9 protein-coding genes are annotated in these 13403 nt (G+C 71.2%); 3 read left to right on the top strand and 6 right to left on the bottom strand.

The window, feature by feature from the left end; genetic code table 11:
• Window positions 1-31: 31 nt before the first annotated feature.
• The 3 genes from pyk to pta form a co-directional block, all read right to left on the bottom strand.
• Window positions 32-1462, bottom strand: coding sequence for a pyruvate kinase (pyk, locus tag ABD224_RS14785; protein WP_344050007.1), 1431 nt, complete (start codon window positions 1460-1462; stop codon window positions 32-34).
• 101 nt (window positions 1463-1563) lie between these two features.
• Entirely contained in the window at window positions 1564-2781 is a 1218-nt protein-coding gene (locus ABD224_RS14790) for an acetate kinase (protein ID WP_344050008.1), read from the bottom strand.
• 38 nt (window positions 2782-2819) lie between these two features.
• On the bottom strand, window positions 2820-4901 hold the full coding sequence (gene pta / locus ABD224_RS14795; protein WP_344050009.1) for a phosphate acetyltransferase: 2082 nt from the start codon (window positions 4899-4901) through the stop codon (window positions 2820-2822).
• 248 nt (window positions 4902-5149) lie between these two features.
• Between pta and ABD224_RS14800 the strand changes: the two genes are divergently transcribed.
• The gene (locus ABD224_RS14800) at window positions 5150-6175 is read left to right on the top strand and encodes an ATP-dependent 6-phosphofructokinase (protein WP_344050010.1); all 1026 of its coding nucleotides are present in this window, start codon (window positions 5150-5152) and stop codon (window positions 6173-6175) included.
• A 187-nt stretch (window positions 6176-6362) separates the two neighbouring features.
• Here ABD224_RS14800 and ABD224_RS14805 read toward each other — a convergent pair whose 3' ends face one another.
• Together ABD224_RS14805 and ABD224_RS14810 are read right to left on the bottom strand one after the other, a co-directional pair.
• A complete protein-coding gene (locus ABD224_RS14805; RefSeq protein ID WP_344050011.1) occupies window positions 6363-7061 on the bottom strand; it encodes a response regulator in 699 nt (232 codons plus the stop codon).
• Window positions 7058-8743, bottom strand: a complete 1686-nt coding sequence (locus tag ABD224_RS14810; protein ID WP_344050012.1) for a sensor histidine kinase — start codon at window positions 8741-8743, stop codon at window positions 7058-7060. The genes ABD224_RS14805 and ABD224_RS14810 overlap by 4 nt, the downstream gene beginning before the upstream one ends.
• A gap of 147 nt (window positions 8744-8890) precedes the next feature.
• Between ABD224_RS14810 and ABD224_RS14815 the strand changes: the two genes are divergently transcribed.
• On the top strand, window positions 8891-10303 hold the full coding sequence (locus ABD224_RS14815; RefSeq protein WP_425580979.1) for a cation:dicarboxylate symporter family transporter: 1413 nt from the start codon (window positions 8891-8893) through the stop codon (window positions 10301-10303).
• Between the two features lie 189 nt (window positions 10304-10492).
• Entirely contained in the window at window positions 10493-12724 is a 2232-nt protein-coding gene (locus ABD224_RS14820; protein ID WP_344050020.1) for a HelD family protein, read from the top strand.
• A 22-nt stretch (window positions 12725-12746) separates the two neighbouring features.
• On the opposite strand, the gene ABD224_RS14825 is transcribed toward ABD224_RS14820, so the two are convergent.
• Window positions 12747-13403 (bottom strand): alpha amylase C-terminal domain-containing protein (locus ABD224_RS14825; protein WP_344050014.1); only part of this gene is annotated, 657 nt, incomplete at its 5' end.

Raw genomic sequence — 13403 nt, forward strand, 5'->3', positions numbered from 1 at the left:
GGCGGACAGCGCGGCACACGGCCCCGCTCGGTCAGTCGCGGTCGCCGCCGCCCAGGTGGTGGACGCGGACCATGTTGGTGGTGCCGGGGACGCCGGGGGGCGAGCCGGCGGTGATGATGACCGTGTCACCGGGGGAGAAGCGCTTGAGCCTGATCATCTCCTGGTCGACCAACTCGACCATGGCGTCGGTGCTGTTGACGAACGGCACCACATGCGGCTCCACGCCCCAGCTGAGCGCCAGCTGGTTGCGGGTGGACTCGTCGGTGGTGAACGCCAGGATCGGCTGGGCCGCGCGGTAGCGGGACAGCCGGCGGGCCGTGTCGCCGGACTGGGTGAAGGCCACCAGGCACTTGCCGTTCAGGAAGTCGGCGATCTCGCAGGCGGCGCGGGCCACCGAACCGCCCTGCGTACGCGGCTTCTTGCCCGGCACCAGCGGCTGCAGGCCCTTGGAGAGCAGCTCCTCCTCGGCCGCCTGGACGATCTTCGACATCGTCTTGACGGTCTCGATCGGATACGCGCCCACGCTGGACTCGGCGGAGAGCATCACCGCGTCGGCGCCGTCCAGGATCGCGTTGGCCACGTCGGAGGCCTCGGCGCGGGTCGGACGGGAGTTGGTGATCATCGACTCCATCATCTGGGTCGCCACGATCACCGGCTTGGCGTTGCGGCGGCACAGCTCGATCAGGCGCTTCTGCACCATGGGGACCTTCTCGAGCGGGTACTCCACGGCCAGGTCGCCGCGGGCCACCATCACACCGTCGAACGCCATGACGACGTCCTCCATGTTCTGCACCGCCTGCGGCTTCTCCACCTTGGCGATGACGGGGACGCGGCGGCCCTCCTCGTCCATGACCCGGTGGACGTCGGCGATGTCCTTGGAGTCCCGGACGAAGGACAGGGCGACCAGGTCGCAGCCCATGCGCAGGGCGAAGCGCAGGTCCTCGACGTCCTTCTCGGACAGCGCGGGCACGTTCACCGCAGCGCCGGGCAGGTTGATGCCCTTGTGGTCGGAGATGACGCCGCCCTCGATGACGATCGTCCTCACCCGCGGACCGTCGACGTCCAGGACCTTCAGCTCGACGTTGCCGTCGTTGATGAGGATCTGGTCCCCGCGCGAGACGTCGCCGGGCAGTCCCTTGTACGTCGTGCCGCAGATGTGCTTGTCGCCCGGGACGTCCTCGGTGGTGATCGTGAACTCGTCGCCCCGCTCGAGCTCGACCGGACCCTCGGCGAAGGTCGACAGACGGATCTTCGGGCCCTGGAGGTCGACGAGGACCGCGACGGCCCGGCCGGTCTCCTTGGCAGCGGCGCGGACGCGGTCGTACCGCGCCTGGTGCTCGGCGTGCGTGCCATGGCTGAAGTTGAACCGGGCCACGTCCATGCCCGCCTCGATCAGGGCGACGAGCATCTCGTGGGAGTCGACTGCGGGGCCGAGAGTACAGACGATTTTCGAACGGCGCATGAGGCGATCCTAACGGTTTGTTTCGCTGCGGAATATTCCGTCCGGTGGAAGACACATATGTGCGGAGTCGCGCTCAGGCGCGCAGGGAAAAAGGGCCGCTGTCAGCCGTTTTCCGTCCTGTTTCCCACCAGTTCGTAAGTCCGGGTCGCGATCTCCAATTCCTCGTCCGTCGGAACCACGGCCACGGCCACGCGCGCCCCCTCGGGCGAGATCAGCCGCGCCCCGCCGCCCCGTACGGCGTTGCGCTCGCCGTCCACCTCCAGGCCCAGTCCCTCCAGGCCCGCGATGGCGGCCTCACGTACAAAGGCCGCATTCTCGCCGATCCCGGCGGTGAAGGCGACCGCGTCCACCGTGCCGAGTACCGCGTAATAGGCGCCGATGTACTTCTTCAGCCGGTGGATGTAGATCTCGAACGCGAGCCGCGCCCGCTGGTCGCCCTCGTCCATCCGGCGCTGGATCTCCCGCATGTCGTTGTCGCCGCACAGACCGAACAGGCCGCTTCTCTTGTTGAGAAGAGTGTCGATCTCGTCCATGGACATTCCGGCAACGCGCTGCAAATGGAAGATGACGGCCGGGTCCAGATCACCTGAACGCGTTCCCATCACCAGTCCCTCCAGCGGCGTGAGCCCCATGGAGGTGTCCACGCACCGTCCGCCGCGCACCGCCGAGGCGGAGGCCCCGTTGCCCAGGTGCAGCACGATCACGTTGACCTCCTCCGGCGCCTTGCCCAGCAGTGCGGCCGTGGCGCGGGAGACATACGCGTGCGAGGTGCCGTGGAAGCCGTAGCGGCGCACCCGGAACCGGTCCGCGAGCGCCGGGTCGATCGCGTAGCGGGCCGCGTACTCCGGCATGGTCGTGTGGAACGCCGTGTCGAAGACGGCGACCTGCGGCAGATCCGGGCGCAGCGCCATGGCCGTGCGGATGCCGGTGAGGTTGGCCGGGTTGTGCAGCGGGGCCACCGGGATCAGCCGCTCGATCTCGGTGAGCACCTCGTCGTCGATGACGGTGGGCTGGGTGAAGAACATGCCGCCGTGCACCACCCGGTGCCCGATCGCGGCCAGTTCGGGGGAGTCCAGCCCGAGGCCGTCCCTGGCCAGTTCCTCGGCGACGGCCTTCAGAGCGGTGTCGTGGTCGGCGATCGGCCCCTGGCGCTCACGGGTGGAGTTTGTGGCGAGGCAGGTGTGCCGGAGGCGGGAGGTCTGCTCACCGATGCGCTCGACCAGGCCGACGGCGAGCCGGCTGGCGTCGCGCATGTCGATCAGCTGGTACTTCACCGATGAGGAGCCGGAGTTGAGGACGAGGACACGGGTCGCGTGCACGGCGGTCGAGAGCTTTCTGTTCAGGGGGCGTTCGTGCGTCAGCGGGCGGGCGACTGGCCCTGGGCCTGGATCGCGGTGATGGCGACGGTGGTGACGATGTCCTGCACCAGGGCGCCGCGCGAGAGGTCGTTGACCGGCTTGCGCAGACCCTGCAGGACCGGGCCGACCGCGATGGCGCCGGCCGAGCGCTGCACGGCCTTGTAGGTGTTGTTGCCGGTGTTCAGGTCCGGGAAGATCAGCACGCTGGCCTGCCCGGCGACCTTCGAGCCCGGCAGCTTGGTGGCGGCCACCGTCGGCTCCACGGCCGCGTCGTACTGGATCGGCCCCTCGACCAGCAGATCCGGGCGGCGCTTGCGGACCAGTTCGGTCGCCTCGCGCACCTTGTCCACGCCGGCGCCCGAGCCGGAGGTGCCGGTGGAGTACGACAGCATGGCGATCCGCGGCTCGACGCCGAACCGGGCGGCGGTGGCCGCCGACTGGATGGCGATGTCGGCCAGCTGCTCGGCGTCGGGATCGGGGTTGACCGCGCAGTCGCCGTAGACGAGCACCCGGTCGGCCAGGCACATGAAGAACACGGAGGACACGATCGAGGCGCCCTCCCTGGTCTTGATGATCTCGAAGGCGGGCCGGATGGTCGCGGCGGTGGAGTGCACCGAACCCGACACCATGCCGTCGGCGAGCCCCTCCTGGACCATGAGGGTGCCGAAGTAGTTGACGTCCGAGACGATGTCGTACGCCAGCTCGGCCGTGACGCCCTTGTGGGCGCGCAGCCGGGCGTACACCGCGGCGAAGGACTCCCGCAGCTCGGAGGTGGCCGGGTCGATCAGCTGCGAGTCGCCGAGGTCGATGCCGAGGTCGGCGGCCTTCTTGCGGACGGTGTCCACCGGCCCGAGCAGGGTCAGGTCGCACACGCCCCGGCGCAGCAGCACCTCCGCCGCGCGCAGCACCCGTTCCTCGGTGCCTTCCGGCAGGACCACACGGCGCTTGTCGGAGCGGGCCTGTTCGAGCAGCTTGCGCTCGAACATCATCGGGGTGACCCGGTCGCTGCTCGGTGCGGACACCCGCTTGCTGAGCTCGGCGGTGTCGGCGTACCGCTCGAACAGGCCGAGCGCGATCTCCGCCTTGCGCGGCGTGGCCGCGTGCAGCTTCCCCTCCAGGGAGAAGAGCCGCTCGGCCGTGGGGAAGCTGTTGCCGGCCACCGACACGACCGGGGTGCCCGGGGCGAGCCGGGAGGCGAGGGCGAGGACCTCCTCGCCCGGCACCTCGTCGAGGGTGAGCAGCACACCGGCGATGGGCGGGGTGCCGGCGCTGTGCGCGGCGAGCGAGCCGAGCACCAGGTCGCCCCGGTCGCCGGGGGTGACGACCAGACAGCCCGGGGTCAGCGCCTTGAGCAGGTTGGGCAGCGTGGCGCCGCCGAACACGAAGTCGCGGGCGTCACGGGCGAGGCCCGAGGTGTCGCCCAGCAGGACCTTGCCGCCCAGGACCTGGGTGATCTGCGCGACCGTGGGCGCGGACAGGGCGGGCTCGTCGGGGATGACCCAGCACGGCACCGGGAGCCGGCCGGCCAGCCGCTCGGCGATCAGGTCCCGGTCCTCGCGGGCCACCCGGTTGGTGACCATGGCGAGGACGTCGCAGCCCAGGCCGTCGTAGGCGTGGTAGGCGTTGCGGGTCTCGGCGAGCACGGACTCGAGGCTCTGCCTGCGGCCGCCCACGACCGGCAGCACGGGGGCGCCGAACTCGTTCGCCAGCTGGGCGTTGAGCGACAGCTCGTCGGGGAGCTGGGTCTCGGCGAAGTCGGTGCCGAGCACCAGGACGACGTCGTAGTCCCGGGCGACCCGGTGGAAGCGGTCGACGAGGACGGAGACCAGCTCGCTCCTGCCCCGCTCGGCCTGGAGCGTGTTCGCCTCGTGGTGGTTCATGCCGTAGACGGTCGCCGGGTCCTGGGAGAGCCGGTAGCGGGCGCGCAGCAGTTCGAAGAGGCGGTCCGGACCGTCATGGACCAGGGGACGGAAGACGCCCACCCGGTCGACCTGCCGGGTCAGCAGCTCCATGACTCCCAGCTCGACGACCTGCCGGCCGTCGCCGCGGTCGATGCCGGTCACGTACACGCTGCGGGTCACGCGCGCTCTCCGTTCCTCGGGTCTTCTGGGGCTTTTGGGAGGGTTTCCTAAGAAAGGCAGGGGTGAAGCCCTGTAAAAACACTCACAAGAGTGATCGCAACCCCCTTGACAATACCCCTGTTGCCAGCTAAAGCGCCCATCGGGTCCTGTCGTCGGCCAGGGTGTTCGCGGGGCCGACGCAGTCCGGCGGACATGGAACAATCGGGCGGGATCACCCGTGTCAACAGCGAGCAGGAGACCACAGCACGATGCGTATCGGAGTTCTCACGGCAGGCGGCGACTGTCCTGGGCTGAACGCGGTGATCCGATCGGTCGTGCACCGAGCGGTCACGGCGTACGGTGACGAGGTCATCGGCTTCGAGGACGGCTACGCCGGCCTGCTCGACGGCCGCTACCGGAATCTGGACCTCAACGCGGTCAGCGGCATCCTGGCGCGCGGCGGCACGATCCTCGGCTCCTCCCGGCTGGAGCGCGACCGGCTCCGCGAGGCGTGCGAGAACGCCTCCGACATGATCCACCGGTTCGGCATCGACGCGCTCATCCCGATCGGCGGCGAGGGCACGCTGACGGCGGCGCGCATGCTGTCGGACGCCGGGCTGCCGGTGGTGGGCGTGCCGAAGACGATCGACAACGACATCTCCTCCACCGACCGCACCTTCGGTTTCGACACGGCCGTGACCGTCGCCACCGAGGCGATGGACCGCCTCAAGACCACCGCCGAGTCCCACCAGCGCGTGATGGTGGTGGAGGTCATGGGCCGTCACGCGGGCTGGATCGCCCTGGAGTCCGGCATGGCGGCCGGCGCCCACGCCATATGCCTGCCCGAGCGTCCCTTCGACCCGGCCGACCTGGTCAAGATGGTCGAGGAACGCTTCGCCCGCGGCAAAAAGTTCGCCGTGATCTGCGTCGCCGAGGGCGCCCACCCGGTCGAGGGCACCATGGACTACGGCAAGGGCAAGATCGACAAGTACGGCCACGAGCGCTTCCAGGGCATCGGCACGGCACTGGCGCACGAGCTGGAGAGGCGGCTCGGCAAGGAGGCCAAGCCGGTCATCCTCGGCCACGTCCAGCGCGGCGGCACCCCGACGGCGTACGACCGCGTCCTCGCCACCCGGTTCGGCTGGCACGCGGTGGAGGCCGCGCACCGCGGCGAGTTCGGCCGGATGACGGCGCTGCGCGGCACCGACATCGTGATGGTGCCGCTCGCCGATGCGGTGACCGAGCTGAAGAGGGTCCCGAAGGACCGCATGGACGAGGCCGAGTCGGTCTTCTGACCGCGGCCCCTCGCCCGGAGGTCCGGTCACCCGGAGGTCCGGGCCGCCCCGAAACGCCCTGAAAACGCTCCGAAAAGCCGCAGGCCGGGCCGTCGGTTCCCGGCCGGCGCCCGGACCGCCCGTCTCCCGCGGACACCCGCACCCTGCCGGCGGGGCTCACCCGTCGGCAGGGCTCTCCGGGGGAGTTCTACCGTGCCCTTCCCGCATCCGGGATCCAGCGGTACACCAGCTCCGGCCTGCCCACCTGCCCGTACAGGGGGCTGCGGTCGGCCCGGCCCGCGTCGACCAGGTGCTCCAGGTAGCGCCGGGCCGTGATGCGGGAGATGCCGACCGCCTCGGCGACCCCGGCCGCCGTCAGGCCCGTCGCCGCCTTCCGCAACGCGCCCGTGACCCGCTCCAGGGTCGGCGCGCTCAGTCCCTTGGGGAGGGCGGCCGGGGCCGGGACGCGCAGCGTCGCGAGGGCCCGGTCCACCTCCTCCTGCCCGCCGGCCTCCCCGGCCGTGGCGCGGAACTCGGCGTACCGCACGAGCCGGTCCCGGAGCGTGGCGAAGGTGAACGGTTTCAGCACGTACTGGACCACCCCCAGCGAGACCCCCTCGCGCACCATCGCCAGGTCCCGGGCCGAGGTCACCGCGACCACGTCCGCGTGATGGCCGGCGGCCCGCAGGGAACGGGCCAGCCGCAGACCGTGCACATCCGGCAGATGCAGGTCGAGCAGGAGCAGGTCCACCGGGGTCCGGTCCAGCATCCGCCGGGCCTCCGCGCCCGTGTGCGCCTTGCCGACCGCGACGAACCCCGGCACCCGGCCGATGTACGTCAGGTGCGCGTCCGCCGCGACCGGGTCGTCCTCGACCACCAGGACACGAATGGGCTGCTCGCTCGTCATGCCTTCTGCCCCGCCGTCCGCCATGCCTTGTCCCCGGAGTTCCCGGAGTTCCCGGAGTTCCCGGACCCGCGGCCCGCGCCGTCGTCCTCCAACGGCAGCCGTGCCTCGAACACCGCGCCGCCCTCCTCGCCCTGCGCCACCGTCAGTGTCCCCCCGTGCCGCAGCACCGTCTGCCGTACGAGGGCCAGGCCCAGCCCGCGTCCGCCGGAGGGGGCCGGCTTGGTCGAGAAGCCGTGCCGGAACACCAGGTCGGCGTGGGCCGGATCCACCCCCGGCCCGGTGTCCGCGACCCGCAGCACCAGCTCCGTGCCCTGTGTGCGGGCCGTCACCGTCACCCGCGCCCGCGGGCTGCCCCGCGCCGCGTCCACCGCGTTGTCGACGAGGTTGCCGAGGATCGTCACCAGGTCCCGGGGCGGCAGGTTCCGCGGGAGCAGCCCGTCGTCCAGGCCGCTGTCCTCGGACATCACCAGCTCCACACCCCGTTCGTTGGCCTGTGCGGTCTTGCCGAGCAGCAGCGCGGCCAGCACCGGCTCGCTCACCGCCGAGACCACCTGGTCGGTCAGCGCCTGGGCCAGCTCCAGCTCCGCCGTGGCGAACTCCACGGCCTCCTCCGACCGCCCCAGCTCGATCAGCGACACCACGGTGTGCAGACGGTTCGCGGCCTCGTGCGCCTGGGCGCGCAGGGCCTGCGTGAACCCCCGCTCGAAGTCCAGTTCGCCCATCAGCGCCTGCAGCTCGGTGACGTCCCGCAGGGTCACCACGGTGCCCCGGCGCTCCCCGCCCGACACGGGCGAGGTGTTGACCATCAGCACCCGTGACGCGGTCAGATGCACCTCGTCCACCCGCGGCTCGGAGGCCAGCAGCGCGCCCGTCAGCGGAGCCGGCAGCCCCAGGTCCGCCACCGGCCGCCCCACGACGTCCTCCTCGCCGCCCAGCCCCAGCAACTCCCGTCCCCCGTCGTTGATCAGCGCCACCCGGCGCTGTGCGTCCAGCATCAGCAGCCCTTCCCGCACCGCGTGCAGGGCGGCCTGGTGGTAGTCGTGCATCCGGCTGAGCTCGGTCGCGTTCATGCCGTGGGTGTGCCGGCGCAGCTTGGCATTGATCACATACGTGCCGACCGCGCCGAGCACCAGCACCCCGGCGGCGACCGAGAACAGTGCGACGACCTGCTCCCGCACCCGCTCGCTGATCGATTCCACCTTGATGCCGGCGCTGACCAGACCGATCACACGCCCGTCCTCCTCGATGGGCGTGACCGCGCGGACGGACGGCCCGAGGGTGCCCGTGTAGGTCTCGGTGAAGGTGTCACCGCGCTGGGCGCGGGCGATGTTGCCGAGGAAGGGCCGGCCGATCTGGCGCGGGTTCGGGTGCGTCCAGCGGATGCCCCCGGGAGTCATGATCGTGACGAAGTCGACCCCGGTGTCCTTCTGCACCCTCAGCGCGTACGGCTGGAGCTCCGCCGAGGGGTCCGGGGTGCGGATCGCCTCCCGGACCGACGGTGCGTCGGCGACCGAGCGGGCCACCGCGGTGGCCTGACGGCGGGCCGCCTCCTCGGCCTGGCCCTGGTTGCTGATGTAGGCGAACAGCGCATATCCGGCCACGACGAGGGCGAGCAGCACCGCCTGCATCGCGAACAGCTGGCCCGCCAGGCTGCGAGGTCTCGGAAGGGCGGGTATGCGCATGCCGCAAGTCTGCCTCTCTGTTCCGGCACGAACTGTCCGGGGTGAACTGTCGGGCATGAACTAAATGAACGGAAGGGTGACCGCTCTCACACGGCGGGAGATAGTCACGGCATTCCCGAAAACCCGGACGTGAGCCGCACGCCGGTGATGCCGACGTCGTCATCGAGGAGGGCCGCCGTGAGCAGCGCAGCCGATACGGCACCTGCCGCACCCGCAGCCAAGCGCGACCGCACCCACTATCTGTACATCGCCGTGATCGCCGCGGCGATTCTGGGAATCGCCGTCGGGTTCGCCGCGCCGGATCTCGCCAAGGAGCTCAAACCGCTCGGCACCGGCTTTGTGAGCCTGATCAAGATGATGATCTCGCCGATCATCTTCTGCACGATCGTGCTCGGGGTCGGTTCGGTGCGGAAGGCGGCGAAGGTCGGCAAGGTCGGCGGGCTCGCGCTCGGCTACTTCGTCGTGATGTCGTTCATCGCGCTGGCCATCGGACTCGTGGTCGGCAACATCATCCACCCGGGCAGCGGCATGCAGCTGACCGAGGAGGTGAAGGGCGTCGGCCAGGCGCAGGCCGAGGCCGGGGGCGAGAGCACGGTCGACTTCGTGCTCGGTGTCGTCCCGACCACGCTCGTGTCGGCGTTCACCGAGGGGGAGGTGCTGCAGACCCTGCTGGTCGCCCTGCTCGTCGGGTTCGCCCTGCAGGGCATGGGCCGCAGGGGCGAGCCGATCCTGCGCGGGGTGGAGCACATCCAGCGGCTGGTCTTCCGCGTCCTTGCCATGATCATGTGGGCCGCCCCGGTCGGTGCCTTCGGCGCTCTCGCCGCCGTCGTCGGCGAGACGGGCGTCGACGCCCTGAAGGCACTCGCCACGATCATGTTCGGCTTCTACCTCACCTGTCTGCTGTTCGTGTTCCTGGTGCTGGGCGCGCTGACCCGGATCGTGACCGGCGTCAGCATCTTCCGGCTGCTGATGTACCTGGGCCGTGAGTTCCTGCTGATCGTGTCCACGTCGTCGTCCGAGTCCGCGCTGCCCCGGCTCATCGCCAAGATGGAGCACCTGGGCGTGAGCCGTCCGGTCGTCGGCATCACCGTGCCGACCGGCTACTCCTTCAACCTCGACGGCACGATGATCTACCTGACCATGGCCTCGCTGTTCATCGCCGAGGCGATGGGCCGGCCGCTGTCCCTCGGCCAGCAGGTCACCCTGCTGCTGTTCATGATGATCGCCTCGAAGGGCGCGGCCGGTGTCACCGGCGCCGGTCTGGCCACCCTCGCCGGTGCCCTGCAGTCCCACAAGCCCGCCCTGGTCGATGGCGTCGGCCTGATCGTCGGCATCGACCGCTTCATGAGCGAGGCCCGCGCCCTGACCAACTTCGCGGGCAACGCGGTCGCCACCCTGCTGATCGGCACCTGGACCGGAGAGGTCGACAAGGAGCGGGTGCGGCGGGTGCTCGCCGGCGAGCTGCCCTTCGACGAGAGGACCCTGCTGGACGAGTCCGACGGCGCCGAGGCCCCGGCCGGGCAGCCCGTCCGGGGCGAGAAGGAACTCGCCGGGGCCTGACCTCGGCCCGCCCCGTGCCGGCCGCCCCATGGACGAGGAAATCCCCCGGGAAATTGCGCCCGGGGGATTTCCTTGCGTATATTCGGTGATTCGCGACTTATGAATGAAATGGGTCGCGATGAAGTCTACTGAGAGAAGTATATCCGGGCGGGAGCTGAATTGTCAAACACCGATTTCCCCGACGGTGAATTGCGGCAGGAACAGGAATTCATCGACGGGCTGTACGCGCGGGTGGACGTGCTGCGCGGCGAGGCCGAGGACGCCGTCGCGGACGCGCTCGCCCAGGGCCACACGCCCATGCAGGCCAGGCTGGAACGGGACATCGCCGTCGCCGAGCGGTCGGGGCTGCTGGCCGCGCTGAACGCCGTGGACGGTTCGCTCTGCTTCGGACGGATCGACCTCGCCGACGGCGACAGCCACCACATCGGCCGTATCGGCCTGCGCGCCGACGACGCCGACCGCACGCCGATCCTGATCGACTGGCGTGCCGAGGTCGCCCGCCCGTTCTACCTGGCCACCGGCCACACCCCGATGGGCCTGCGCCGGCGGCGGCACATCTCCACCGAGGGCCGCCGGGTCACCGCCCTGCACGACGAGATCCTCGACCTCGAGGACACCACCCGCACCGGCCACGAGGACCCGACCGGCGACGCGGTGCTGCTGGCCGCGCTCAACTCCGCGCGCACCGGCCGGATGAGCGACATCGTGCGGACCATCCAGGCCGACCAGGACCGGATCATCCGGGCGCCGCACCACGGCGTGCTGGTGGTGGAGGGCGGCCCCGGCACCGGAAAGACCGCGGTGGCGCTGCACCGGGCCGCGTATCTGCTCTACGAGCACCGCGAACTGCTCGCCAAGCGCGCCGTCCTCATCGTCGGCCCCAACCCCGCCTTCCTCGGCTACATCGGCGAGGTGCTGCCCTCCCTCGGCGAGACCGGCGTGCTGCTGGCCACCGTCGGCGAGCTGTTCCCCGGGGTCAGGGCCACCGCGACCGACACCCCCGAGGCCGCCGCCGTCAAGGGCCGCGCCGAGATGGCCGACGTGCTCGCCGCCGTCGTACGCGACCGGCAGACGCTGCCCGACCCGGTGATCCCCGTCGAGCACGACCGCGAGGTCCTGATGCTCGACGACGACCTGGTGCGCGTCGCCCGCGAGCGCGCCCGCGCCACGAAGCTGCCGCACAACGTGGCCCGTGAGTACTTCGAGGGCCACATCCTCAACACGCTCACCGACCTGTACGCCGAGCGCATCGGCACCGACCCCTACGACGGGGCCGGCCTCCTCGACGCCAGTGACATCACCCAGATCCGCGACGAGCTCGCCGAGAACCCCGAGGTCTGGTCGGTCATCGACCAGCTGTGGCCGCGGCTGACCCCCCAGCAGCTGGTCGCGGACTTCCTGGCCGCCCCGGAGGGATACGTCAGTGACGCGGACGCGGACGCGATCCGCCGCCCGGTGACCCGGGCCTGGACCCCGGCGGACATCCCCCTGCTCGACGAGGCCGCCGAACTGCTCGGCGAGGACGACCGTCTGGCCCGCGCCCGCGCCGCCCGCGAACGCGCCTCCCGGATCGCCTACGCCCAGGGCGTGCTGGACGTGTCGTACGGCTCCCGGACCTTCGAGTTCGAGGACAAGGAGGAGATCGATCCCGACGCCGGCGAGGTCCTGTCCGCGCACGACATCATCGACGCCGAACGGTTCGCCGAACGGCACGAGGAGGCGGACCACCGCAGCGCCGCCGAGCGGGCCGCGGCCGACCGCACCTGGACGTTCGGGCACATCGTCGTCGACGAGGCGCAGGAGCTGTCGCCGATGGCGTGGCGGCTGCTGATGCGGCGCTGCCCCACCCGCTCCATGACCCTGGTCGGCGACCCCGCGCAGACGTCGGAGGCGGGAGGGGTCGGCTCCTGGGAGGAGATCCTCCGGCCGTACGTCGGGGACCGCTGGACCCACACCCGTCTCGGCGTCAACTACCGCACCCCCGCGGAGATCATGGAGGTCGCGGCGGCCGTGGTCCGCGCCGAGCACCCCGGCTTCGAGCCGCCCCGCTCGGTCCGCTCCACAGGCGTACGGCCCTGGGCCCGCGCCACCGGCGACCTGCCCGGCGCGGTGGCGGAGGCCGTCGCCGACCTCACCCCGTCCGAGGGCCGGCTCGCGGTGATCGCCCCGCGCGACCTGCACCGCTTTCTGGCCACCCGGCTGGACGGGGTCACGGCCGGCGCCGAGCCCGACCTCACCCGGACGGTCGTCCTGCTCGACCCGCGCCAGGCCAAGGGCCTGGAGTTCGACTCCGTCCTGGTGGTCGAGCCGGGCCAGTACGGCACGAGCGACCTGTACGTGGCCCTGACCCGGGCCACGCAGAGGCTCGGCGTGGTGCACTCCGAGCCCCTGCCGAAGGCCCTGGCGGACGCCCTGGCCTGAGCGGGCTCTGCGCCCGACCGGGTCAGGCCGGGCGCAGCCACACCGTCGCCAGCGGCGGCAGCGTCAGCCGGATGCTCGCCGGACGGCCGTGCCACCCCTGCGGCTCCGGCTTGACCGGGTCCGGGTGGACGACGTCGCTGCCGCCGTAGCGGGCCGCGTCGGTGTTGAGCACCTCCTGCCAGGCGGGCACGTCGCCGGGGACGCCGATGCGGTAGTCGGAGCGGACCACCGGGGCGAAGTGGGACACCACGAGCAGCGGGGTGCCGTCGGCGTCATGGCGCAGAAAGGCGAGGACGTTGTCGTCCGCCGCGTCCGCGGTGATCCACTGGAAGCCGTCGGGGTGGACGTCCCGCGCCCACAGGGCGGGGGTGGCCCGGTAGACGGCGTTGAGGTCGCGGACCAGGTCCCGCACGCCCCGGTGGTCGGCCTCGGCGCCGTACGCCGGGTCGAGCAGCCACCAGTCGGGGCCGCGGACCTCGGACCACTCGGAGCCCTGCGCGAACTCCTGGCCCATGAACAGGAGCTTCTTGCCCGGATGGGACCACATGAAGCCCAGATAGGCGCGCAGATCGGCCCGCTGCCGCCACCAGTCGCCGGGCATCTTCGACACCAGCGCGCCCTTGCCGTGCACCACCTCGTCGTGGGAGATCGGCAGGACGTAGTTCTCGCTGTAGGCGTA

It is taken from the genome of Streptomyces thermoalcalitolerans (genome assembly GCF_039525155.1).
Classification (GTDB): domain Bacteria; phylum Actinomycetota; class Actinomycetes; order Streptomycetales; family Streptomycetaceae; genus Streptomyces; species Streptomyces thermovulgaris.